A 25,617-nucleotide genomic window follows, 5' to 3' on the forward strand; every position below is an offset into this window, starting at 1 on the left:
TCACTTGGAAACTAGGGCGAGTCACCTGATGACACTATTACAAAATAAACTGGCTCACATCTTTATTTTTAGCAATCGTTGCTAATTTCTCCTCAACGTATTGAGGTGTTATCGTTATTTTCTCTAACGTAATTTCAGATGCTTCAAACGATAAATCTTCAAGGAGCTTCTCCATAATCGTATGAAGTCTTCTTGCTCCAATATTATCTGTATCCTGATTAACTTGATAAGCAATCTCAGCAATCTTACGAATAGCATCGTCTGAAAATTCAATTTCTATACCTTCAGTCGCTAATAAAGCCATATATTGTTTAATTAACGCGTTGTCAGGCTCGATTAATATTTTAACAAAATCATCTGTCGATAATTTTGTTAGTTCTACTCGAATCGGAAATCTCCCTTGCAGTTCCGGAATTAAATCCGACGGTTTAGACATATGAAACGCTCCAGCTGCAACGAATAAAATATAATCCGTTTTTACTGATCCGTATTTTGTCGCAACATTCGATCCTTCTACAATCGGCAGAATGTCACGTTGCACACCTTCACGTGATACATCTACGCTATTCGACTGCTTACCAGCAATTTTGTCAATTTCATCGATAAAAATAATCCCGAGCTGTTCAGCACGATAAACAGCCTCTTGTGTAACTTCATCCATATCAATTAAGCGCTGTGCTTCCTCATTTGTCAAGAGTTTTCTTGCTTCTTTTACAGAAAGTTTACGTTTTTTTGTTTTTTTCGGCATAAAACTTCCTAGCGCATCCTGGAAATTCATTCCCATTTGTTCCATGCCAGTTCCTTGTAACATATCGAACATGGAAGACTGTTGTTCAGTCACTTCAATCGATACAATTTCATCTTCAAGAAGTCCTGCAGCAAGCTTTCTTTCTACATCTTGACGTTTCTTTTCGATTTCAACATCTTCCTGTGCATCAGTTGTTTGATTCGAATTTTGAGCACCGCCAAATAGCATTTCTAATGGGTTTTTAAATCCAGATTGTTTCTCTGGACTAGGCACTAAAATTTCAACAAGACGTTGGTTCGCTTGTTCTTCTGCTTTATCTTGTACTTTAACTACCATTTCTTCTTTCACGATACGAACTGACGTTTCCACAAGGTCACGTACCATCGATTCTACATCTCTACCTACATATCCAACTTCTGTAAATTTCGTAGCTTCAACCTTAATAAAAGGTGCTCCAACGAGTTTCGCCATTCGTCGTGCTACCTCTGTTTTACCAACACCTGTCGGTCCAATCATTAAAATATTTTTAGGCGCAATTTCATCACGTAGATTTTCAGCTAATTTACTTCGACGGTATCGATTTCTTAAAGCTACAGCAACCGCTTTCTTCGCATCTTTTTGACCGATAATGTATTGATCTAATTTTTCCACAATTTGACGCGGAGTAAAATGTAAATGCATATAAAATGCCTCCCTTACGATTCTACAATTCTTCCACAATTATATTGTGGTTTGTATAAACACAAATATCGCCAGCAATGTCTAAACTCGCTTTCGCAATTTGCTTCGCTGTTAAATGTTCACTTGCATATTGCTTTAAAGCACGACCTGCAGAAAGCGCATAATTCCCGCCAGATCCAATTGCTAAAATACCATCATCCGGTTCAATTACTTCTCCTGTGCCTGAAACAAGGAGCATAGTTGTTTTATCCATGACAATGAGCATCGCTTCTAGCTGACGTAACATTTTGTCGCCACGCCATTGTTTTGCCATCTCAACTGCAGCACGCTGCAAGTTGCCATTGTACTCTTCTAACTTCCCTTCAAACATTTCAAAAAGAGTAAATGCGTCAGCAACCGAACCTGCAAAACCAGCTAAAACTTTCCCTTGGAAAAGTTTACGAACTTTACGAGCTGTATGTTTCATTACAACAGCATTCCCCATTGTCACCTGGCCATCTCCAGCCATTGCACATTCTCCATTATGATGAACTGCAAATATCGTTGTAGCGTGGAAATTTCCCATAGAAAAAACTCCTTTATATGTTTTTATAGCTTTAAAAGCAATTTATGCCCGTGGGTGATGCTTCATGTAGACCGAACGCAATCTTTCTTTAGAGACATGCGTATAAATTTGTGTCGTCGACAAATTCTCATGACCGAGTAGCTCCTGTACAGTACGTAAATCTGCCCCTTCATCTAACATATGTGTAGCAAATGTATGCCTTAACATATGGGGACTTATCCGCATTGTCAGCGAAGCTTTCTTAATGAGTTCATTCAATACATAGCGTACCCCTCGACTTGTTAGCGGCGTGCCTTTCGCATTTAAAAATACCATATGAGAGTGTTCTTCAGTTTTTTGAGCTAACTGTTTTCTTCCGTTCTCTATATAAGTAATTAAAGCATCTTGCGCATAGCTTCCGAACGGAATATATCTTTGTTTTTTTCCTTTTCCCATTACTAAAATTGTTCCCACTGCGAAGTCAATATCAGTAAGTTGTAAATTGATACATTCACTCACACGGATCCCAGTCGCATACATCAACTCTAATAAAGCTTGATTCCTTTGACCTAGCGGTGTTTCCGTGTCAGAAACTTCGAATAATTCCTCTAATTCTTCAGCATATAAAAACTTTGGGATTGACAATTCTTTTTTGGGGAGTGACGCAAGTGCAAACGGATTATCTTTCCGATAACCTTCACGCATCAAAAAACGATATAAACTTCGTAAACTTGATACTTTTCTTGCGACAGATTTACGGGCTAACTTTTCATCATGCAACGTCGTTAAGTACAAACGAACATCCGCGTATGTAACATCTAAAAAAGAGGATATGCCTTCTCGCTCCATAAATTGCACAAAATGTTCTAAATCATTTTGATAACTTGCAATTGTATATTTTGAATAATTTCTTTCAATTTGTAAATATCCAACGAATAATTGTAACAATTTCTTCACATTCACACAATTCACCTCAATAAAGGCTACTAAATCGTATCACAACTTAGTAGCCTTTGCAAGAAATTTAACTAAATATTTACAAAATTTTGAATTGTTTCTAAAGCGCGTGTTGCATAGGCTTCATTTCGTTCTGCTTTTTTCTTAATTTTCTTCTCTAACGGTGCAAACAGACCAAAGTTTGCATTCATTGGTTGGAAGTTTTTCGCGTTTGTTGCCGTAATATAATTCGCCATACTTCCCATTGCAGTTACAGATGGTAATACAACTGGCTCTTCACCTTTCACAAGTCGAGCTGCGTTAATACCTGCTAGTAATCCTGATGCTGCCGATTCAACATATCCCTCTACTCCAGTCATTTGACCGGCGAAGAATAAATCATCACGTTGTTTATATTGATATGTTGGACGAAGTAAGTTTGGTGAGTTAATAAACGTATTACGATGCATTACACCATAACGTACAATCTCTGCGTTTTCCAGTCCTGGAATCAACTGTAACACTTCTTTTTGTGGTCCCCACTTTAAATGTGTTTGGAAACCTACGATATTGTATAACGTTCCTGCTGCATCATCTTGACGTAATTGAACAACAGCGTATGGCGTTTTCCCTGTTTTCGGATCTTCTAATCCAACAGGTTTCATCGGTCCAAATACTAGCGTCTGTCTTCCTCTACTTGCCATAACTTCTACCGGCATACAACCTTCAAAGAAAATTTCTTTTTCAAATTCTTTTAAAGGTACTGTTTCAGCTGCAATTAATGCTTCGTAAAAACGGTCAAATTCTTCTTCCGTCATCGGGCAGTTTAAATACGCAGCTTCACCTTTATCATAACGAGATTTTAAATACACTTTATTCATATCAATGCTGTCTTTCTCAACAATCGGTGCTGCAGCATCATAGAAATAAAAATAATCTTCACCTGTTAATTCTTTTAATTGTGCAGCAAGATCAGGAGACGTAAGTGGACCTGTCGCGATAATAGTAGGTCCTTCTGGAATTTCAGTAATTTCTTCATTCATCACAGTTACATTCGGATGGTTTTTCACATACTCCGTTACTTTAGCTGCAAATTCATGACGATCTACAGCTAAAGCCCCTCCTGCTGGCACAGAGCACTCATCAGCCGCACGAATAATAACAGAATCCATTAGGCGCATTTCTTCTTTAATAACACCAACAGCATTTGTTAATGTGTTTGCACGAAGCGAGTTACTACATACTAACTCTGCAAATTTATCTGTGTGATGAGCTGGTGTTTGCCTTACCGGTCTCATTTCATATAATTTTACTTGGACACCACGTTTTGCAATTTGGTAAGCTGCTTCACTTCCTGCAAGACCTGCGCCAATGACGTTTACTACTTGTGTTGTCATATATATCACCTTTCCTTTTCTTCCCGAAAAAAATGTGAGCAGTTACGCTCACATTTGTTGTTCTTCTTCATAATCACACGAAATACATTGTACTTGCACGCCTTTTTTCAACTTCTTCTCTACAAGCATACCTTCGCACTTCGGACATTTACGGCCAATCGGCTTATCCCAAGATACAAAATCACACTCTGGATACGTACCGCATCCATAGAAAAGACGTTTCTTTTTATTACTACGACGTTCAATAATTTGACCTTTATCACATTTTGGACAAGTAACACCGATTTCTTTCACAATCGGTTTTGTATTACGACAATCCGGGAAATTCGAGCAAGCCATAAATTTCCCGTATTTACCCATTTTAAAGACCATTGGGTGATCACATAATTCACAGTCTTCCCCAGCTGGTTCATCTTTAATTTCCACTTCACGCATTTCTTTTTCCGCTTTTTCTAAACGCGGTTCAAAGCCTACGTAAAAATCATCAACAATTTTTACCCAATTCGCATTTCCTTCTTCAACTTCATCAAGACTTTGCTCCATGTTAGCAGTAAATTCAATGTTAATAATTTCCGGGAAAAACTCTAAAATAAGTTCAATTACTATTTCACCAAGTTCAGTTGGAACGAAGCGTTTATTATCCAAACCTACGTATCCACGTTTTTGAATCGTTTCAAGTGTCGGTACGTAAGTCGACGGTCTTCCAATTCCAAGCTCTTCAAGTGTTCTTACTAGTCGAGCCTCTGTATAGCGCGGCGGAGGTTGCGTAAAGTGTTGCTTCGGTTCTAAATCCTTCGAAAATACCGTTTCCCCTACTTCTAAAGGTGGCAACATTTTATCCTTTTCTTCAGCCCCATCATCTTTCGACTCTACATACACTTTCATAAATCCTGGGAACTTTACAACCGATCCACTTGCACGGAACTGAACATTGTTATTAATGAGTTTCGCTGTCACAGTATCCATTATAGCAGACGCCATTTGACTTGCAACAAATCGCTCCCAAATCAATTTATACAATCGAAGTTGATCACGACTTAAGAAACTCTTTAGTTCCTCTGGCTTTCTCATTACCGAAGTAGGACGAATTGCCTCATGCGCATCTTGCGCGTTCGACTTTTTCGTTTCTTTCTTCTTTTCTGTTCCTATGTATTCCGCACCAAACGCATCAGTAATGTAAGTACGCGCCTCTGTTTGAGCTGTTTCTGAGATACGTGTTGAGTCAGTTCTCATATACGTAATAAGACCGACAGTCCCTTGTTTTCCAAGATCGATCCCTTCATACAATTGCTGCGCAAGCATCATTGTTTTCTTTGCTCGCATGTTTAACTTACGCGCTGCCTCTTGTTGTAAGGAAGATGTTGTAAACGGTAACGCAGGATTACGTTTTCGCTCTTTTCGCGCTACATTTTCAACTGAAAACGCATTATCTTTCATCTGTTCAATTATGTCATTCACTTGCGTTTCATTCGTTAATTGAACTTTTTCACCATCTACACCGTAAAAGCTTGCTTCAAATGTGTCTTTCCCTTTCACAAATTCTGTCTTAATTGTCCAGAATTCTTCAGGCTCAAAACTTTGAATTTCTCTTTCACGTTCGATAATTAAACGAACTGCTACAGATTGTACGCGACCTGCACTTAATCCTTTTTTTACTTTCTTCCATAATAAAGGACTAATATTGTAACCAACAAGACGATCTAGTATACGTCTTGCTTGTTGTGCATCTACTAAATCCATATTAATTGCACGAGGATGTTTAAATGATTCTTTGATTGCATCTTTTGTAATCTCATTAAACACAACTCGGCAATCTGATTCCACGTCTACATTTAACGTATTGGCTAAATGCCAAGCAATTGCTTCTCCTTCGCGGTCCGGATCGGCCGCGAGATAGACTTTCTTCGCTTTTTTTGCCGCTGATTTTAAATCTTTTAAGACAGGACCTTTACCACGAATGGTAATATACTTCGGGGTGAAGTTGTTCTTTACTTCTATCCCCATTTGGCTTTTAGGTAAATCGCGAACGTGTCCCATAGACGCGACAACTTTGTATTTTTTCCCTAAATATTTCTCAATGGTCTTCGCCTTAGAAGGCGACTCCACGATTACGAGGTAATCTGACATGCTAGTGCCTCCTTAAGAGGTGGATTCAAGTCTTCATTAATCTTATTGATTTCTCTTGTTTTTGTCAATCAAGAATGAATATACCATACAGTGCCTATCTACCATTTGTCAATAATTGTTTAATAAAAACATGAAAATATAAGGTTAATTTAAAATCTCTTCTAGTATATCTTCTGCATTTCTTACTAGTTTCGCTCCTTGTTGAATTAGATGATTTGTTCCTGATGCACTATCTATAAATATAGGTCCAGGAAGTGCAAATACCTCTCTATTTTGTTCTAAAGCAAGGTCCGCAGTAATCAGTGTTCCGCTTCTCGATTTCGCTTCTACAACTAAAACACCTTTACTTATACCACTAATAATCCGATTCCTTTTTGGAAAATACCATTTTTTCGGTGCATAGTGCGGAGGATACTCTGTTAATAACAATATATATTCATTCCAATCTTCATATAAATATCGATTCTCTTTTGGATATATATACGATAATCCGTGTCCTAGTATCGCAATAGTCGGGCAATGCCGTCTTACTGTAATTTCATGAGACATCGTATCTATTCCTCTTGCAAAACCACTTACAATAAGCCATCCCCTTTCTAATAATGGGTGTAAAATAAATTTTAAACTGTCATGTCCATATAAGGTGGGTTCTCTCGTTCCCACAACCGCTAATTTATTCGATTTATTAAGAAAACCCTTCTCTCCTTTTCCATATATTACAAAGGGAGAATCTTGTATTTCACGTAATAATTGGGGGTAATCTTCATCCCATATTGTCATATAAAAGATTCGATTTTTCTCTAAATAAGATATATATTGCGGGAGATTTGAACTTTGAAGAAATTTTACTAATTCTGAAGATTTTTTCGAGGATATTCCAGTGTAGTATTCTATTTGTTTTGCATTAAAAGTGTATATTCCCTTCAATTCGGGATCGACATATAATAGTCTTTCTATCGCCTTCCAATGATCTGCTAACAAATAATGAAGATGTAATAATCGTTCTCTTTTCATTTCAATTCTCCTTACCCATAATTTTTATTATGTAAACAAGAATTGTGTAAAAAGACACCTTCAAGCAAGAAGGTGTCTTTCAACAGATTAGTAGTTTTTACAAGTCTCAAATAGACCTTTTTCTTTTAAGACAGAGATTAGCGTTTCGCCCATAACCGCTGGAGTTTCCGCTACTTTAATACCACAAGCTTCCATCGTTTTAATCTTTTCAGCAGCTGTTCCTTTACCACCAGAAATGATTGCACCAGCATGACCCATACGTTTGCCAGCAGGTGCTGTTTGGCCACCAATGAAGCCTACAACAGGTTTTGTCATATTAGCTTTCACCCATTCAGCTGCCTCTTCTTCCGCTGTACCACCAATTTCACCAATCATAATTACAGCATGTGTTTCTTCATCTTCGTTAAATGCTTTTAACGCATCAATAAAGTCTGTACCGTTAACAGGGTCTCCGCCGATACCTACAGCCGTAGATTGACCAATACCTTCTTGTGTTAACTGATGTACAGCCTCATACGTTAATGTACCAGAGCGAGATACGATACCTACATGACCTTTTTTATGAATGTATCCTGGCATAATACCGATTTTACATTCATCAGGCGTGATAACCCCCGGGCAGTTTGGTCCAAGTAAACGTGTATGTTTACCAGCCATATATCTCTTTACGTTTACCATATCTAATACAGGAATCCCTTCAGTAATACACACTACTAAATCAATTTCTGCATCAACTGCTTCCATAATTGCATCAGCCGCAAAAGCGGGTGGAACGTATACAACTGAAGCGTTTGCGCCTGTTGCTTTCACTGCATCTTCTACAGTATCAAATACTGGTACACCTTCAATATCAGTGCCACCTTTACCTGGCGTTACACCACCGACAATTTTCGTACCGTATTCAATCATTTGTTTTGTATGGAATAATCCTTGAGAACCTGTAATACCTTGAACAATAACTTTTGTATCTTTATTAACTAATACGCTCATTTTTCTCCCCCGCTTTCTATTAGCCCACTAGTGAAACAATTTTTTGTGCACCGTCTGCCATAGATTCTGCTGCAACAATATTTAAGCCAGACTCATTTAAAATTTTCTTACCTAACTCTACGTTTGTACCTTCAAGACGTACAACTAAAGGTAATTCAAGACCTACTTGTTTCGTTGCTTCAATAACACCTTCTGCAATAACATCACACTTCATAATGCCACCAAAAATGTTAACGAAGATACCTTTTACGTTTTTATCAGAAAGGATAATTTTGAATGCTTCTGTAACTTTTTCAGCTGTTGCACCGCCACCAACATCTAAGAAGTTAGCTGGATCACCATGGTAATGTTTAATGATATCCATTGTAGCCATCGCTAAACCTGCACCATTAACCATACAACCGATATTTCCATCTAAAGGAATGTAGTTTAAGTCATATTTAGAAGCTTCAATTTCCTTTGAATCTTCCTCATCAAGATCACGAAGTTCTAAAATGTCTTTATGGCGATATAAAGCATTAGAATCAAAGTTTAATTTCGCATCTAATGCCATAACTTTACCGTCACCTGTTGTAACAAGTGGATTAATCTCCGCAATAGAGCAATCTTTTTCAATAAATGCACGGTATAAGCCCATCATAAACTTCACAGCTTGTCCTACAAGCTCTTTTGGAATATTGATGTTAAATGCGATTCGGCGTGCTTGGAAGCCTTGTAAGCCTACTGCTGGATCAATATATTCTTTAAAGATTTTTTCAGGTGTTTGCTCTGCTACTTCTTCAATTTCTGTTCCGCCTTCTTCAGACGCCATTAAAACAACTTGAGAAGTTGCACGGTCTAAAACAAGACCAACATAATATTCTTTTTTAATATCGCAACCTTCTTCGATAAGTAAGCGTTTTACTTCCTTACCTTCAGGACCTGTTTGATGTGTCACAAGTGTAGTTCCTAAAATGCTCTCTGCATATGTACGAACTTCATCTAAATTTTTTGCAACTTTTACTCCGCCAGCTTTGCCGCGTCCACCAGCGTGAATTTGTGCTTTTACTACACATACATCCGTTCCTAATTCTTTCGCTGCTTCTACAGCTTCTTCTACTGTAAATGCAACCTTCCCGTTCGGAACGCTAACCCCATAGCTTCTAAGGACTGCCTTACCTTGGTACTCATGGATATTCATGGTCCCATCCTCCCCTGTTTTCCTGTTTTACTCGAAAAGTTTTTTAATGTTTAAAAAACATTACATTGCCATTGTATAAGATGATTGGCACGCTGTCTACAATAAAGTGTCAGAAAACTGAAATCGCTTTATTCTTTTTTGAAAATAGTAATGTTTATATGTCAAAATAAAAAATAAGCTGCGAAAACACAGCTTATTTTTGAATCATATCTTTAATTGGTGCAAACGATTTTCGATGTTCTTCTAATATTCCATGTGCTTCAATCGCTTCTAAATGTTGTTTTGTGCCATATCCCATATGTTGTTCAAATCCATATGCAGGATACTTTTCTCCAAGCTCTTTCATCATACGATCTCTCGTTACTTTCGCAATAATAGATGCAGCTGAAATAGAGATGCTTTTCGCATCACCTTTAATGATGGATGTTTGCGGAATTGGTGTAGGGAGTTTCATCGCATCAATTAATAAATATTCTGGTGTACAAGATAAATTCGCAACAGCATCTAGCATCGCTTGTTTCGTCGCTTGATAAATGTTTATCTCATCAATCACTTGCGGTGATACAATTCCAACTCCAATGGCAATTGCTTGTGCTTTAATCTCATCATAAAAACGCTCTCGCTTCGCCTCACTCAGCTTTTTCGAATCATTTAACCCTGGAATATAAAAATCTTCCGGAAGGACAACAGCTGCCGTCACGACAGGCCCAGCTAGCGGCCCACGCCCTACTTCATCTATACCTGCAATATATATGATCCCTTTTTCACGTAACGCAATCTCGTACTTGGACATTTCGAAAAACTTTTCTTTTTCTTTCTGTGCTAACTCCTTTTGTTTATACCACTTCAAAATGAGCTTTTGCACCCCTTTTCGCTCATCTTTCATTAAAATTCGAAAGCGGTCATCTTCTTCACTCATAATTTCTTGCAGTAAACGTTCCGCTTCTTGAATAGTCACTTTTTGCATTCATGCCACTCCCTTTATATACAAAAAAGAAAAGACGTACGAACGCACGTCTTATACTTCTTCTACTTTTTCTACATCTTCTGTTTGCTCTGCAAACTCTTCTGGTGTTTCAAACGTCATTTTTCCAAGTTTTCCACCACGAAGCTCACGAAGTACAAGCTCAGATGTTTTATCATAATCAATCATTCCGCCGCCCATTAAACAGCCTCTGTTTTTTCCGATTGCATCGAATAATTCCACAATATCTTCTGGAATCTCATTTAAATTATATCGCTCTTTCAAACGTTCTGGATAATGTTTCTCCATAAAACGTAGTGCATAAACAGCGACATCTTGTAAATTTAAAATTGAATCTTTAATTGCACCCGTTGTCGCTAATCGAAGACCCACTAATTGATCTTCAAATTTAGGCCATAAAATACCAGGTGTATCTAACAGTTCCATTTCTTTCCCAACTTTAATCCATTGTTGAGCTGTTGTCACACCAGGGCGATCTCCTGTTTTAGCAATATTTTTCTTTGCTAATTTATTAATTAACGTAGATTTACCAACGTTTGGTATACCTACAATTAATGCACGAATCGCTCTTGGTCTAATACCTTTTGCAACCATTTTATCAAATTTTTCTTTCACTAATACTTTACAAGCTGCTGCAATTTCCTTCATACCTTGTCCAGCTTGCGCGTTAATTGAAATGGCCATATGGCCTTTTTCTTTAAAATATGCGATCCATTGTTTTGTTAAACGATCATCTGCCATATCCGCTTTATTTAAAACGACAAGCCTCGGTTTATGTGTGATAATCTCATCAATCATTGGATTTCGTGAAGATAAAGGTAATCGAGCATCTACAAGCTCAATTACAACATCAATTAACTTTAATTTTTCTGTTACTTGGCGTCTAGCCTTTGCCATATGTCCCGGGAACCATTGAATTACCATGTTGCCACCTTCTTTTTCTTTTATTTCACAATACGAGCATCTTTTAACGGCCAATATAGTATATTTGCTTTTCCAATCACTTGGTCCATTGAAATTGTACCAATCGAACGACTATCTTTACTAAAACGACGATTATCGCCTAAAACAAATAATTGACCTTCTGGAACAGTTTTCTTCCCTGTCATTTCTTCAAGAGTAAAATCATATGTAAGCGGTCCGTCAGCAATTTGCTTTTTCTGCTTGTCTAAATACGGCTCCTCATAAGCCTTTCCGTTAACATATAGTTTATCATTACGATACTCTATTTCATCGCCTGGTAGGCCGATAATACGCTTAATATAATCTTTATCTTCCGTTGCTCGGAATACGATAATATCAAATCGTTTTGGATCTCCTATGTGATAACCAATTTTATTGACAATCATTCGATCGCGATCATGTAAAGTAGACGCCATCGATACTCCATCTACGAGAATTGGCGCAAAGAAAAACTGTCTAATAACACCGGCTAATACTACAGCAATCAAAATTGCTTTGATCCATTCCCAAAGTGAACTCTTTTCTTTCTTCATGCATTTCCCCTCCACGATTATGTAAGCTGCTCGTATTATATCAAAATTTTATATAGATTGGAAAAAGGGAGCTTGTGCATTTACAAGCTCCCATACATGTCTTATCGAATTTCTTTAATACGTGCTTTTTTACCGCGAAGGTTACGTAAGTAGTATAACTTAGCACGACGTACTTTACCACGGCGAAGTACTTCGATTTTCGCGATTCTTGGCGTGTGAACTGGGAATGTACGCTCAACACCTACACCGTAAGAAATCTTACGAACTGTGAATGTTTCACTGATTCCGCCACCACGACGTTTAATTACAACACCTTCGAAAAGCTGAATTCTTTCACGAGTTCCCTCAACTACTTTTACGTGTACACGTAAAGTGTCTCCAGGACGGAATGAAGGAAGGTCAGTTTTTAATTGGCCTTTTGTAATTTCTGCGATTAATTGTTGCATATTAAATTCTCTCCTTTAAACAGATGCTCTTATAAAGTCTAAATAAATTACAGCGGAACATCGTTAATACGGCCACTGATTTCAGCAGCACAAGTGTTATAATAGCATATTGCTAGGGCTGTTGCAATAGAAAATATATCAAGCCCTTATTTGCCTTCTTTTATCTGTTCTAGCCATTTCTTTTCTTGCTTAGACAATTCTCGTTCTTCTAATAGATCCGGTCTACGCGTGTATGTACGACGTAGTGATTCTTTATGTCGCCATTCATCAATATTTTTATGATTTCCTGACATCAATACATCCGGCACCTTCATACCACGAAAATCAGCTGGACGTGTATAATGAGGATGCTCTAATAAACCTGTACTAAACGAATCCTCAACTTGTGAAGCATGATTTCCTAGTACCCCTGGCAAGAGACGTACGACACTATCAGTAATAACCATAGAGGCTAACTCTCCACCAGTTAATACGTAGTCACCGATAGAAATTTCGTCTGTTACGAGATGCTCACGAATTCGTTCATCGTACCCCTCATAATGACCACATACAAAAATAACATGCTCTTCTTCAGCAAGCTCTTCTGCCTTCTTTTGCGTAAAACGCTCGCCTTGTGGACACATTAGGACAACTCTCGGTTTACGATCCGTTTCCTTCGTTAACTCTTCCACTGCATCAAAGATAGGCTGAGGAGTTAATACCATCCCCGCGCCACCACCGTACGGATAATCATCTACACTATTATGCTTACTCGTTGTATAATCACGGAAATTGACAACACGAAGCTCTACCGCTTCTTTTTCTTGTGCCTTCTTTAAAATTGAAGATCCAAACACACCCGTAAACATATCTGGAAACAATGTTAAAATGTCAATTTTCATTATAGCAACCCTTCCATTACATGAATGGTTACTAATTTATTCTCAATGCTAACTTGAAGCACAACATCATCAATATAAGGAATCAACAAATCTTGACCTTTTGGACGTTTAATTACCCAAACATCATTTGCACCAGGAGATAAAATTTCTTTTATTGTCCCTAACTCTTCTCCTTCTTCCGTTACAACACTGCAACCAATAATTTCATGGTAGTAGTATTCACCTTCAGCTAGTTCGCCTAACTGCTCTTCTGGTACTTTTATTAAAGAACCTTTAAACTTCTCTACTTCATCTACATTGTTGTATCCTTCAAGTGTTAATAAATCAAATGTCTTATGTTGACGATGAGAAGTTACCTTGACCGGCAGATATTCTGTATCTTTCTCATTACTTATGTATAACGTGTTTCCTACTTTATATCGCTCTTCTGGGAAATCAGTACGAGAAATAACACGAATTTCTCCTCTTACGCCATGAGTATTTACAATTTTCCCTACGTTAAACCATTTTGTCATAAATAGTATGTCACCCCTGGTTTCTATATAAATTAAGCATCTCCATTTCACATATGGAACATGCAACTTCTCTTTAAATGTTAAAAAAGGGAGAGGAAATAACTCCTCGCCCTTTTTACATTTATTGAATTTCCAGTGTTACTTTTTCATCGTTATGATGTCCCACTGAATACAAGAGCATTCGAATTGCTTTCGCAACTTTCCCTTGCTTTCCAATGACTTTTCCAACATCCTCAGGATGTACAGTTAATCGATACTTTATCTCTCCGTTGTAAAGTTCCTGTGTAACTTTTACATCTTCAGGATGATCGACAAGAGGCTTGACAATCGTCTCGACTAACTTCTTCATAGTCATTGCCTCAATTACTTACCTTGTTTAGATAAGTGGAATTTCTCCATGATACCTTGGTTAGAGAATAAGTTACGAACTGTATCAGATGGTTTAGCACCATTTCCTAACCATTTTAATGCTGCTTCTTCGTTGATCTTAACTTCAGCTGGTTGAGCAACCGGATTGTAAGTACCGATTTCCTCAATGAAACGTCCGTCACGAGGAGAACGAGAATCTGCAACAACTACACGATAGAAAGGAGTTTTTTTAGCTCCCATACGTTTTAAACGAATTTTAACTGCCATTTATAAAGCACCTCCGAATTTATTTCACACAGATAATTATATTAGCAAAAAGACTATTGCTTTGTAAAGTATTTTTTCTTAACAGAGCCATCTTTTTTCCTTACATGAATGGAAACTTTAATCCACCTAGTCCTTTTTTCTTACCTTTTTGCATTCCAGTCATCGTTTTCATCATCTTTTTCATATCATCAAATTGCTTGATTAAACGATTGATTTCTTGTACCGTTGTACCGCTACCTTTGGCAATGCGCTTTTTGCGACTAGCATTGATTATTTCCGGTTGTTCTCGCTCTAATTTAGTCATAGAACGAATAATTGCCTCAATATGCCCAATTTGTTTTTCATCAACTTGTGCATTTTTCAGCCCTTTAATTTTATTTGCACCAGGAAGCATTCCTAACAATTCATCAAGTGGTCCAAGTTGACGCACTTGTCCAAGTTGTTCTAGGAAATCGTCAAGCGTAAACGAAAGCGTACGCATTTTTTGCTCAAGTTCTTTTGCTTTCTCTTCATCAACTGTAGCTTGCGCTTTTTCAATTAATGTTAAGACGTCTCCCATCCCTAAAATACGGGATGCCATACGTTCTGGATGGAACGCTTCAAGTGCATCTAGTTTTTCACCCATACCAGCAAATTTAATTGGTGTATTTGTGACAGCTTTAATAGATAATGCCGCACCACCGCGCGTATCACCATCTAATTTCGTTAATACAACCCCAGTTAAACCTAACTGCTCATGGAAACTTTGTGCAACATTAACCGCGTCTTGTCCTGTCATCGCATCGACAACAAGGAAAATTTCATCCGGTTTCGCAACTTCTTTCACTTTCGCTAATTCATCCATTAGTTCTTCATCAATATGCAGGCGACCTGCTGTATCGATTAAAACATAATCGTGATGATCTTCTTTTGCTTTTGCAATCGCTTGTTTCGCAATTTCAACAGGACTTACTTGATCTCCTAAAGAGAATACAGGCATGTCCAATTGCTTCCCTAATGTTTCAAGCTGTTTAATCGCTGCAGGACGGTAAATATCCGCTGCAACAAGCATCGGTTTACGATTATGCTTTTTACGAAGCAAATTCGCAAGCTTACCTGTCGTCGTTGTTTTACCTGCACCTTGCAGACCAACCATCATAATAACAGTCGGTGGCTTATTAGCAACAGCAATTTTGCTTTGCTCTCCGCCCATAAGTTCTGTAAGTTCTTCCTGTACAACTTTAATTACTTGTTGTCCAGGTGTCAAACTTTTCATTACATCTTGTCCGACAGCACGTTCAGACACACGCTTTACAAAATCTTTTACTACTTTAAAGTTAACATCCGCTTCTAAAAGAGCTAGACGAACTTCTCTCATCATTTCTTTCACATCGGCTTCAGAAACTTTTCCTTTGCCGCGGATTTTTTGCATCGTCTGTTGAAGTCGGTCGGCTAATCCTTCAAATGCCATATTGCCGCCCTCCTAATCTAATTTTTCGATAGCTTCAACAACTTGTTTCATTTCTTCATTCACATGCTCTTCTTCGCTGATTAGCTGTTTTAGCTTTGCAACAAGTCGCTGTCGCTCTTGAAACTTTTGAAGTAATACTAATTTATCTTCATATTCTTCAAGCATCGCTTCAGTCCGTTTAATGTTATCATACACGGCTTGGCGACTTACATCAAATTCTTCCGCAATTTCACCAAGAGATAAATCATCTAGATAATAAAGCGACATATAACTTCTTTGTTTTTGCGTTAACAACGATTGATAAAAATCAAATAAATAGTTCATTCTCGTTGTTTTTTCGAGCATGTTGGATCATCCTTTGTTAAGTGATTTCCCTTTACATGAATTAGTTTACATGGAGTACAAAAGAGTGTCAAGTTTTTTTCTTAACATCACATATTTTTATAGAAAAAGAAGCGGAAAATACCGCTTCTTTCACTTATACTTCTTCTGTTTCTACTAAGTTCGCAAATAAACCATAGACATATTGTTCTGGATCAAACTGTTGCAGATCATCCATTTGCTCTCCCAATCCAACGAATTTCACCGGTACATCCATTTCGTTACGAATCGCTAATACAATACCACCTTTAGCAGTTCCATCTAACTTCGTTAAAACAATACCAGTAACATTCGTTGCTTCACGGAATGTTTTCGCTTGACTTAAACCATTTTGTCCTGTTGTCGCATCAATAACAAGTAATACTTCATGAGGAGCTCCTGGTACTTCACGCTCAATTACACGCTTTACTTTCTCTAACTCTTTCATTAAGTTCACTTTATTTTGTAAACGTCCTGCTGTATCACATAGTAATACATCTACGTTACGTGCTTTTGCAGCTTGTACAGCGTCATACATAACTGCTGCTGGATCAGACCCTGATCCTTGTTTAATCACTTCTACACCAACGCGATCGCCCCATACTTCTAATTGTTCAATCGCTCCAGCACGAAATGTATCTCCTGCCGCTAATAAGACAGACTTACCTTCTGATTTAAACTTATGAGCCATCTTACCAATTGTTGTCGTTTTACCTACACCATTAACACCAACAAATAAAACAACTGTCAAGCCATCTTTTTGCATATTAATTTCATTAGTAAAATCGCTGTCGCCTTTATAAATATCTATTAGTTTTTCTGAAATAACAGCTTGTACTTCTCTTGGATCTTGAATGTTACGGCGTTGCACTTCTTCTTTCAACTGATCGATTAATTCCATCACTGTTGAAACGCCCACATCTGCACCAATTAAAATCTCTTCTAATTCTTCGAAGAAATCTTCATCTACTTTACGGTAACGAAATACTAGATCATTTACTTTATCCGCAAACGAATTTCTCGTTTTTTCTAATCCTTGTTTAAACTTCTCTGTTACCGTATCTGTTTGTTTTGAAATTTTTTCTTTTAGTTTTTTAAAAAAGCTCATACTGTCCCATCCTTCCTATTTGCTTGCAACTAGTTCTTCTCCATCATCTAAACGAACGGAGACAAGTTTAGATACTCCTGACTCTTGCATTGTTACACCATACAACACGTCAGACTCTTCCATTGTACCTTTTCTATGTGTAATTACAATAAACTGTGTCTCATCACTAAATTTCTTTAAATACTGGGCAAAACGGGCAACGTTTGCCTCGTCAAGAGCTGCCTCCACCTCATCTAGTACACAGAATGGGACTGGGCGCACTTTTAAAATACCAAATAACAGCGCAATTGCTGTTAAAGCACGCTCTCCACCTGAAAGTAAACCTAAGTTTTGCAGTTTCTTCCCTGGCGGTTGCGCTACAATATCAATACCCGTATTTAATAAATCATCTGGATTCGTCATGACTAAATCCGCTCTACCGCCCCCGAATAATTCAGAGAATACCGATTGAAACTCCATTCGAATTCCTTCAAAAGTAGTGGAAAATCGTTTTTTCATTTCTTCATCCATTTCAGTAATAAGTTGGTGCAATGTCGTTTTTGCTTCTTCTAGGTCATCTTTTTGCTCTAGTAAGAATGTATGACGCTCTGCTACACGCTCATATTCATCAATTGCTCCTAAGTTTACTGTGCCTAGCTCTTCGATAGATAGTTTAATTAATTTCACCTTTTTACGTGCATCCTCGGCAGGCATCACCATTGTATACTTCAGTTTTGCTGCTTCAAATGAAATCGTATATGTTTCACGTAAATGTTGTAATCTATTTTCTAACTCTACATCAAGTCGGTTTATTTTTACTTCTTGATCTTTCAACATCTCAAGAATGTATTTATGTTTACCTGTTGTTTCTTTCAGATTACGCTCTAAATGTTCTACTCTCTCTTGTAACGATACGCGTTGTTCACGACGAGAGCGAATTAACTGTGAAGTTTGATTACGATCATATGCTTTCTTCTCGATCATATTCGTAATTTGCTCTTCACCACTTGAATTCGATGTCATTTCTTGTTTTAAGAATGCTAAATCCTCTTTCGTTTTGACAAGCGTTGCATCCATTTCTTCTTTTTCCTTCGTCAATCGTTCAACTTTTTCTTTTTGATTAGATAAGCGTTGTTGCTTTTCAGCCGCCAACACTTTTAACTCAGTCATTTCTTTTTGAACTTTTTCTTTCGAAGTATGTTGCTCACTTTTTTGTTGTGTTAAAGCGACAATTTTGCTATCTAATCCCGTAATCTCCGCTTGAAGGGTCGCTAAAATCTTTTCTAGCTCTTCTTTACGCCCTTGTATCTTCACTTGATCTTGTAAGAATCCTTCAATCTCTAAATCGTAAATAGATAAACGATCATTAATACGATGTTCTTCTAATTCTAAGCGATTAATTTCTTCTCTTAATTTCTGTTCATCTACACGCTCTGCTTCTACACTTTGTCTTAGTTCGCGTATTTGCACTTCTCTTTCTTGAATCTCTTGCTTTACTGCTTTAACAAAGTTTTCTAACTTCGTTGTTTTCTCTTCCATATCAGTTAACTTGCTCGTCCACTCTTCTAGTTCACGTTGACGTCCTAATAATGAAGATTTCGCCTGTTTTACCGCTCCACCTGTCATAGAACCACCAGGGTTCACTACATCACCTTCGATTGTTACAATGCGATAACGGTATTGCAGTTGTTTCGCTAGCTCATTAGCCCCGCGTAAATCTTTCGCAACAATAACTGTACCTAATAAATTTGAAACTACATTTTCATATTTATTGTTATATTGCACAAGTTCTGCCGCCACACCTACAAACGATGGGTGTTGATTTACAATACGTAATTGTTCAAATGATAGCGATCTACTTTTAATAACAGCTTGCGGTAAAAACGTTGCTCGCCCATGTTTATTTTGTTTTAAAAACGCAATTGCATTACGAGCATGTTCTTCTTTTTGTACGACAATATGTTGCATTGCTGCACCTAGAGCAATTTCCATTGCAATTTCATATTCTTTCGGCACCGTCAGCAGTTCTGCAACAGCACCTTCAATACCTTGCAACCTATTTTCTCTAGCCTTTAATACTTCACGTACTCCTTGATAGAAACCAGAGTAGTCTTCTTGCATCTCTTCTAGCATTTCTTTTCGAGAACGTGCTTGTTGTACAAATTGATACGCTTGATACAGTTTTGTTTCGTTTTCACTATACTGTGTCTTACATTTCCCAAGTGCTGCTTCTGTCTTTTGTATATTCGAAAGGATACCAGCTACTTTTTCTTTCACTTGTTCATAACTTTCCACAAGTTTTGTCTTTTTCGCTGTAATTTCCATGCGCATTTCTACATATTTCGCATTTTCTTCGTCAAGGCGTTCATTTTTAGAGTTTTGTTGTTTAGATTGTTCTTCAATCATAGATAATTCATTACGATGACTAGCTTGTTGATTTAAAAGTTCAATATAGTCACCTTTTAAATTCTCAATTTGTTCCTCTAAATTGTCGGCAAACGTTGCAAGTAATTGCTCATTATCATGCAATTTCGTCTCCAATTCTTTTACTTGATTTACAAATTGCATCAACACTTCTGTACTTGATTCTATTTCACCATCATAACTTGTAGCTTTCGCTGTTAATTCAACAATTAACTGTTCGAGTTGCGCACAATGCGTCGTTGCATTTTGCTTTCTCTCTTTTAATAGCTCACGCTGCCCTTCTAACTTTTCTAGTTCTTTACTAGAAAGAAGAAGTACTTCTTGTAAGGAATCTACAGACTCATCTACTGCTTGTAATTGGCCTCGTAATTCCTCTAGCTCTTCTTCACCTTTTTGTAAATGCGTTGACATTTTCGCTTCTTCGTTTTTATTATGCCCAAACTGATTTCGAAGCGCTTCCCATTTTTCATGTAATTCTTCAATTTCATGTACAATAAGCGCTGCTTCTACTTTCTCTAATTCTTCTTTTTTCTCAAGATAATCTTTCGCAATAGAAGCTTGTCTTTCTAAAGGTTCTACTTGACTACTTAATTCGTGAATGATATCTTGTACACGATTTAAGTTTTCTTGTGTATCTGCTAATTTTGCTTCCGCTTTCTTTTTACGAAGTTTGTATTTCAACACTCCAGCAGCTTCTTCAAATACACCACGACGTTCTTCTGATTTACTGCTTAAAATCTCTTCAACTTTCCCCTGGCTAATAATCGAAAAAGCTTCTCTTCCCATACCAGAGTCCATAAATAAATCGATAATATCTTTCAATCTACATGATTGTTTATTAATATAAAAATCGCTATCACCAGAACGAGATACACGACGTGTTACACATACCTCATTGTATTCAATCGGTAAACGTTGATCTTCATTATTTAAAGTTATTGTTACTTCAGCAACATTAACTGCTCTTCTCGTATCACTGCCCGCAAAAATAATATCCTCCATCTTTGCACCACGTAATGATTTTGCAGATTGTTCACCAAGTACCCAGCGAATAGCATCCGTAATATTACTTTTCCCACTTCCATTAGGTCCTACTACAGAAGTTACTCCTGGGACAAAATCAACAGATACACGCTCAGCAAAAGACTTAAATCCTGCTATTTCTAATCTTTTTAAAAACACGAAAGGCCTTCCTCCTATTCTCCGTCGCTATAACTGTTATCTAGACAAAAACGAGCTATCATACGGATTTCCCTTCCTTTTATTCACAAACAAAAAGAAAGTTTCATTCTATGCATAAGGAATCCCCCTCATTCAAAGGGGGATTCCTTATAGTTGTTCTTTTAATTTTTTCAATGCTTCTGCAGCAGCTTGCTGCTCTGCTTCTTTTTTCGACTTGCCACTACCAAGACCTAAAGCCACGTTATTTAACGTAACACGTGACACAAATTCTCGATTGTGGGCCGGTCCTTTTTCCTGCAAAATTTGATACTCAATATTGCCACTACCATCACGCTGAATCAACTCTTGTAATTGACTCTTATAATCCATCACATGAGAAAAAGCACCTTCATTAATTTTAGGGTATACAATTTCTTTTAAGAATCCCCATACTGTTTCTAACCCTTGATCAAGATAAAGGGCACCAATAAACGCTTCAAAGACATCCGCTAATAAAGCTGGTCGTTCACGTCCACCTGTCATTTCCTCACCTTTTCCTAATAAAACAAGGCTACCAAATGACAACTCGTTTGCAAAACGAACAAGAGATGGTTCACATACAATAGCTGCACGTAGTTTTGTTAACTCTCCTTCGCTCATTGTCGGATATTTTTGAAACAGATACTGCGACACAGTAAGTTCCAACACTGCATCTCCAAGGAATTCGAGACGCTCATTGTCTTCATGCGGTTTTTTTCGATGCTCATTCACATACGATGAATGCGTAAATGCTTGAATCAATAATTTTTCATCTGAAAACGTAATACCTATCTCTTCTTGAAATACTTTAAACGCTTCACGATATTTTGTTTCGTATTTTTTTTCTCTATGTTTTCGGTACGGCATAGGTCCCTCCAGATATAAGCCGAGAAGCCCCGCTAAAAAACGGGACTTCACTTAAGCATTATAGATGACTCTCTATGTAAGTCACAGCATCGCCAACAGTAGCAATCTTTTCAGCATCTTCATCAGAAATTTCCATTTCGAATTCATCTTCCAATTGCATTACAAGTTCTACTACATCTAGGGAGTCTGCGCCTAAATCTTCTTTAAAGCTCGCAGCTGGTACTACTTCAGTTTCTTCTACACCTAAACGATCAACGATGATTTTTGTTACACGCTCTAAAACATCTGCCATTCCATTCACCTCCCCTCAAATATTATATTAAATATTGTCCAAAAAAACTAGTTGAAATCAATTCTTTTATTACATTACCATTCCGCCATCAACATTTAACGTTTGCCCTGTAACATATTTGCTTTGATCAGAGGCAAAAAACGTTACAGTATTTGCGATATCTTGCGCTTCACCAAATTGAGCTGCAGGAATTAATTTTAACATTTCGGCTTTTATATTTTCATCTAATACATCTGTCATATCCGTTGCAATAAACCCTGGAGCAATTGCATTTACAGTAATATTACGGCTCGCTAATTCTTTTGCTGACGTTTTTGTTAATCCAATTACACCCGCTTTAGCAGCGACATAGTTTGCTTGTCCTGGATTACCTGTTACCCCAACAACAGAAGCGATATTAATAATACGTCCATGACGTTGACGCATCATATATCGAGATACTGCCTTCGTGCATAAGAATACACCCTTTAGGTTTGTATTAATAACTGTATCCCATTCTTCTTCTTTCATACGCATTAATAAATTATCTTTTGTTACACCTGCATTATTTACAAGAATATCAACTTGTCCAAATGTATCTACAGTTTGTTTCACCATATTTGTAACGTCTTCAGCATTTGCAACATCTGCTCTTACTGCAATTGCATCCGAACCTAATTTCTTTATTTCATCAACTACTTCATTTGCCTTTTGCTCATTACCAGCATAATTTACTACAACATTTGCCCCTTGTTTCGCTAAATCAATCGCAATTGCACGACCAATTCCACGTGAAGCACCCGTTACTAATGCTACTTTCCCTTTTAACATCAATTTTCTCCTCTCAAATTCGAAATGGTATCTTGTAATGTCTCTTCATCATATATCGCGTATGCTTTCACTGACGAATCAATTGACTTCATAAGTCCAGCAAGTACTTTCCCAGGTCCAATCTCAATAAATGTATCTACCCCTTGATTCACCATGTATTCAATGGATGGGTACCATAAGACAGGCGAATAGAGCTGCTCGATTAGCTTTTCTTGAATATGTGTACCACTTGTAATAACGTCTGCTGTTACATTTGCGATAACCGGAATATTCGTATCTTGAATTGTAATTTCATTTAAGACACTTTGGAATTTCTCCGCTGCTGGCTTCATAAGCGAAGAGTGGAACGGTCCACTTACCTTAAGCGGAACAGCTCTCTTTGCGCCATTTTCCTTCGCTCTTTGAGAAGCAATCTCGACTCCTTGCTTTGTTCCAGAAATCACAATTTGCTTCGTACTATTCATATTAGCGATTTGTACTGCATATCCCTCACTTGTTACTTCCTCCGTAACTTGTTTTAGCATATGTGGATCAGCACCTAAAATAGCCGCCATTGCACCTTCTCCGCCAGGAACAGCTTCTTCCATATATTCCCCACGTTTCCTTACAGCGTATACAGCATCTTCAAAAGTTATCGCACCCGCTGCTACAAGAGCGCTGTATTCACCTAAACTATGCCCTGCGACAAAATCTGGTGTAATATCATACTCTTTTAAAGCTGTCAAAATAGCAAAACTCGTTGTTAATAAGGCAGGTTGCGCATTTGTCGTTAACGTAAGCTTTTCCTGCGGCCCTTCAAAAATCACTTCCGAGAGTGAATCTTGCAATACCTCATCTGCTTTTGCAAATACATTTGCAACCTCTTTATTATTCTCTGCTAACTGTTTACCCATTCCAACTGCCTGTGAACCTTGGCCCGGAAAAAGAAATGCTAGTTTTCCCATTTCAAATCCTCCTCTTATTGGAGTGGCTCTTTCTCCATTACACTTGAAATAGTAGGAATAACTTCTTTCGCTACCATTTCTCTCGTTTGACGAATCGCACTAAATATCGATTGGTCATTAGAAGAACCGTGAGCCTTAATGACAGGAGCCTTCAATCCGAATAATGCCGCTCCTCCATACTCCGAATAATCCATTTTATCTTTTAATACCATAAGTTTTGGCTTTAATACCGCTGCGGCTAATTTGCTCGTAAACGAACTCATTAACTGGTCTTTTAACATAGAGAATAATGCAAGCGCTGTTCCTTCTAATGATTTCAGTGCTACATTACCTGTAAAACCATCACATACAACAACATCTGCTACACCTTGCAATAAATCTCTTGATTCAACGTTCCCAACAAAATTAATTGGGGCATCCTTAAGCATTGCAAAGACTTGTTTTGAAAGCTCGTTCCCTTTTCCATCCTCTGTTCCAACGTTTAAAAGTCCAACGCGAGGATTTTTAATTCCTCTTACTTTCTCAGCGTATACAGATCCCATTACTGCATATTGATATAAGTGAATTGGTTTTGCATCAACGTTCGCTCCAACATCTAACATAACAAAACCTTCTCCATCAACAGTTGGCATGGTAGGGGATAACGCTGGTCGCTCAATACCTTCCATACGACCTACAACAAACAATCCAGCCGCCATTAAAGCCCCTGTACTACCAGCTGATATACAAGCATCTGCTACGCCGTCTTTCACTTGCTGCGCTGCTAGTACCATTGAAGCTTGTTTCTTTCGACGAACCGCTCTTACTGGTTCATCTGTCGATTCAATTTTTTCATCTGTATGAAGTATAGTAATTCGTTCTTCACTCGTTAAATATTGACGAATTTCCTCTTCTTTCCCTACTAACGTAATATGTAAATCAGAATATTCCTTAATAGCTTTCATTGCTCCTAATACGACAGCCTTTGGAGCATGATCGCCGCCCATTGCATCTATTGCGATTTTCATAAGTTGTTACCTTCCTCACTATAATTACTAGATCGATACATTTCAAAAGTGCCTGTAAAAACAAGTTCTTCTCCAACAAAACTACGCACTTTGACAACGGTCCGTCCTTTATCATTCTCTACATCTTCAACGCGCGCTTTCGCAACGACACGCTCTCCTAATTTTACAGGACGAATGTATCGAATGGTAGACTTTGCAGTTAAAGCTAATTCTTCATCAATAACCGCAACAGCTAGTGAGTTTGCTTGTGCAAACAAATGATGCCCACGGGCAATTTGATTTCTTTTAAATACGTGTTCTACCTTCACTTCAAAGATAGAAATCGCATGTCTATCTAATTCTATATCGATAATTTCTCCGACAACCTCTTCTAACGGTAAAGATTTCACATCTTCTTCATGTTGCTTTGTAGCTACATGTTTAATTCTTTCTCTTAATTCAGGAATAGATAATTCCATACGATCAAGACGTACGGTTTGTATACTCACTTGAAATTTTTCTGCTAAATCTTCATCCGTAATAAAAGGATTCGTTTCTATAGTTTGTTGTAATAATTCTTGTCTTTCTTTTTTACTTCTTCTTTTTTTCATACCGCACCAT

26 protein-coding genes are annotated in these 25,617 nt (G+C 37.6%); all 26 read right to left on the reverse strand.

All coding sequences use genetic code 11. The annotated features are described in order from the left end of the window. Positions 1-37: 37 nt before the first annotated feature. Positions 38-1,429 carry an ATP-dependent protease ATPase subunit HslU gene (gene hslU, locus KI369_RS02800; RefSeq protein ID WP_144614526.1) on the reverse strand — a complete coding sequence of 464 codons (1,392 nt, stop codon included), beginning with the start codon at positions 1,427-1,429 and terminating at the stop codon, positions 38-40. 22 nt (positions 1,430-1,451) lie between these two features. Beyond that, the gene (hslV, locus tag KI369_RS02805) at positions 1,452-1,994 is read right to left on the reverse strand and encodes an ATP-dependent protease proteolytic subunit HslV (RefSeq protein ID WP_000526271.1); all 543 of its coding nucleotides are present in this window, start codon (positions 1,992-1,994) and stop codon (positions 1,452-1,454) included. A gap of 42 nt (positions 1,995-2,036) precedes the next feature. Beyond that, positions 2,037-2,936, reverse strand: coding sequence for a tyrosine recombinase XerC (gene xerC / locus KI369_RS02810; protein WP_144614527.1), 900 nt, complete (start codon positions 2,934-2,936; stop codon positions 2,037-2,039). Positions 2,937-3,001: 65 nt separating this feature from the next. Then, positions 3,002-4,306, reverse strand: a complete 1,305-nt coding sequence (trmFO, locus tag KI369_RS02815; RefSeq protein WP_144614529.1) for an FADH(2)-oxidizing methylenetetrahydrofolate--tRNA-(uracil(54)-C(5))-methyltransferase TrmFO — start codon at positions 4,304-4,306, stop codon at positions 3,002-3,004. Between the two features lie 48 nt (positions 4,307-4,354). Beyond that, a complete protein-coding gene (gene topA / locus KI369_RS02820; protein WP_212954981.1) occupies positions 4,355-6,433 on the reverse strand; it encodes a type I DNA topoisomerase in 2,079 nt (692 codons plus the stop codon). Between the two features lie 144 nt (positions 6,434-6,577). Next, complete coding sequence (gene dprA, locus KI369_RS02825; protein WP_212954982.1) at positions 6,578-7,447, reverse strand: DNA-processing protein DprA; 870 nt, start codon at positions 7,445-7,447, stop codon at positions 6,578-6,580. An 87-nt stretch (positions 7,448-7,534) separates the two neighbouring features. Beyond that, positions 7,535-8,437, reverse strand: coding sequence for a succinate--CoA ligase subunit alpha (gene sucD / locus KI369_RS02830; RefSeq protein WP_000115178.1), 903 nt, complete (start codon positions 8,435-8,437; stop codon positions 7,535-7,537). A 19-nt stretch (positions 8,438-8,456) separates the two neighbouring features. Next, a complete protein-coding gene (sucC, locus tag KI369_RS02835; protein WP_144614534.1) occupies positions 8,457-9,617 on the reverse strand; it encodes an ADP-forming succinate--CoA ligase subunit beta in 1,161 nt (386 codons plus the stop codon). Between the two features lie 193 nt (positions 9,618-9,810). After that, complete coding sequence (gene rnhB, locus KI369_RS02840) at positions 9,811-10,584, reverse strand: ribonuclease HII (protein ID WP_212954983.1); 774 nt, start codon at positions 10,582-10,584, stop codon at positions 9,811-9,813. 51 nt (positions 10,585-10,635) lie between these two features. Beyond that, the gene (ylqF, locus tag KI369_RS02845; RefSeq protein ID WP_016135245.1) at positions 10,636-11,526 is read right to left on the reverse strand and encodes a ribosome biogenesis GTPase YlqF; all 891 of its coding nucleotides are present in this window, start codon (positions 11,524-11,526) and stop codon (positions 10,636-10,638) included. A 20-nt stretch (positions 11,527-11,546) separates the two neighbouring features. Continuing rightward, complete coding sequence (lepB, locus tag KI369_RS02850) at positions 11,547-12,098, reverse strand: signal peptidase I (protein ID WP_000711857.1); 552 nt, start codon at positions 12,096-12,098, stop codon at positions 11,547-11,549. A gap of 101 nt (positions 12,099-12,199) precedes the next feature. Beyond that, positions 12,200-12,544 carry a 50S ribosomal protein L19 gene (gene rplS, locus KI369_RS02855; RefSeq protein WP_001186516.1) on the reverse strand — a complete coding sequence of 115 codons (345 nt, stop codon included), beginning with the start codon at positions 12,542-12,544 and terminating at the stop codon, positions 12,200-12,202. 146 nt (positions 12,545-12,690) lie between these two features. After that, complete coding sequence (trmD, locus tag KI369_RS02860; RefSeq protein ID WP_144614539.1) at positions 12,691-13,425, reverse strand: tRNA (guanosine(37)-N1)-methyltransferase TrmD; 735 nt, start codon at positions 13,423-13,425, stop codon at positions 12,691-12,693. Further along, positions 13,425-13,940 (reverse strand): ribosome maturation factor RimM, encoded by a 516-nt coding sequence (gene rimM, locus KI369_RS02865; protein ID WP_212954984.1) that lies wholly within the window; start codon positions 13,938-13,940, stop codon positions 13,425-13,427. Before rimM ends, trmD begins: the two co-directional genes overlap by 1 nt. Before the next feature lie 121 nt (positions 13,941-14,061). Further along, on the reverse strand, positions 14,062-14,289 hold the full coding sequence (locus tag KI369_RS02870; RefSeq protein ID WP_000737397.1) for a KH domain-containing protein: 228 nt from the start codon (positions 14,287-14,289) through the stop codon (positions 14,062-14,064). 14 nt (positions 14,290-14,303) lie between these two features. Then, a complete protein-coding gene (gene rpsP / locus KI369_RS02875) occupies positions 14,304-14,576 on the reverse strand; it encodes a 30S ribosomal protein S16 (RefSeq protein ID WP_000268750.1) in 273 nt (90 codons plus the stop codon). Positions 14,577-14,676: 100 nt separating this feature from the next. Further along, positions 14,677-16,026, reverse strand: a complete 1,350-nt coding sequence (gene ffh / locus KI369_RS02880) for a signal recognition particle protein (protein WP_000863461.1) — start codon at positions 16,024-16,026, stop codon at positions 14,677-14,679. Positions 16,027-16,038: 12 nt separating this feature from the next. Next, positions 16,039-16,371: a putative DNA-binding protein gene (locus KI369_RS02885; RefSeq protein WP_000891061.1), complete on the reverse strand. Its 333-nt coding sequence runs from the start codon at positions 16,369-16,371 to the stop codon at positions 16,039-16,041. Positions 16,372-16,504: 133 nt separating this feature from the next. Next, positions 16,505-17,494 (reverse strand): signal recognition particle-docking protein FtsY, encoded by a 990-nt coding sequence (gene ftsY / locus KI369_RS02890; protein WP_212954985.1) that lies wholly within the window; start codon positions 17,492-17,494, stop codon positions 16,505-16,507. A 15-nt stretch (positions 17,495-17,509) separates the two neighbouring features. Continuing rightward, positions 17,510-21,079 carry a chromosome segregation protein SMC gene (gene smc, locus KI369_RS02895; RefSeq protein WP_212954986.1) on the reverse strand — a complete coding sequence of 1,190 codons (3,570 nt, stop codon included), beginning with the start codon at positions 21,077-21,079 and terminating at the stop codon, positions 17,510-17,512. 147 nt (positions 21,080-21,226) lie between these two features. Continuing rightward, on the reverse strand, positions 21,227-21,964 hold the full coding sequence (rncS, locus tag KI369_RS02900) for a ribonuclease III (protein ID WP_001146867.1): 738 nt from the start codon (positions 21,962-21,964) through the stop codon (positions 21,227-21,229). 58 nt (positions 21,965-22,022) lie between these two features. Beyond that, positions 22,023-22,256, reverse strand: a complete 234-nt coding sequence (acpP, locus tag KI369_RS02905) for an acyl carrier protein (protein WP_000786062.1) — start codon at positions 22,254-22,256, stop codon at positions 22,023-22,025. A gap of 69 nt (positions 22,257-22,325) precedes the next feature. Beyond that, positions 22,326-23,066, reverse strand: coding sequence for a 3-oxoacyl-[acyl-carrier-protein] reductase (gene fabG / locus KI369_RS02910; RefSeq protein WP_071713227.1), 741 nt, complete (start codon positions 23,064-23,066; stop codon positions 22,326-22,328). Next, complete coding sequence (fabD, locus tag KI369_RS02915; RefSeq protein ID WP_212954987.1) at positions 23,066-24,010, reverse strand: ACP S-malonyltransferase; 945 nt, start codon at positions 24,008-24,010, stop codon at positions 23,066-23,068. The genes fabG and fabD overlap by 1 nt, the downstream gene beginning before the upstream one ends. 14 nt (positions 24,011-24,024) lie before the next feature. Next, a complete protein-coding gene (plsX, locus tag KI369_RS02920) occupies positions 24,025-25,017 on the reverse strand; it encodes a phosphate acyltransferase PlsX (protein WP_212954988.1) in 993 nt (330 codons plus the stop codon). After that, on the reverse strand, positions 25,014-25,607 hold the full coding sequence (gene fapR / locus KI369_RS02925) for a transcription factor FapR (RefSeq protein WP_000747352.1): 594 nt from the start codon (positions 25,605-25,607) through the stop codon (positions 25,014-25,016). The genes plsX and fapR overlap by 4 nt, the downstream gene beginning before the upstream one ends. Positions 25,608-25,617 lie beyond the last annotated feature (10 nt).

This window comes from Bacillus sanguinis, assembly GCF_018332475.1.
GTDB classification, from domain to species: Bacteria; Bacillota; Bacilli; order Bacillales; family Bacillaceae_G; genus Bacillus_A; species Bacillus_A sanguinis.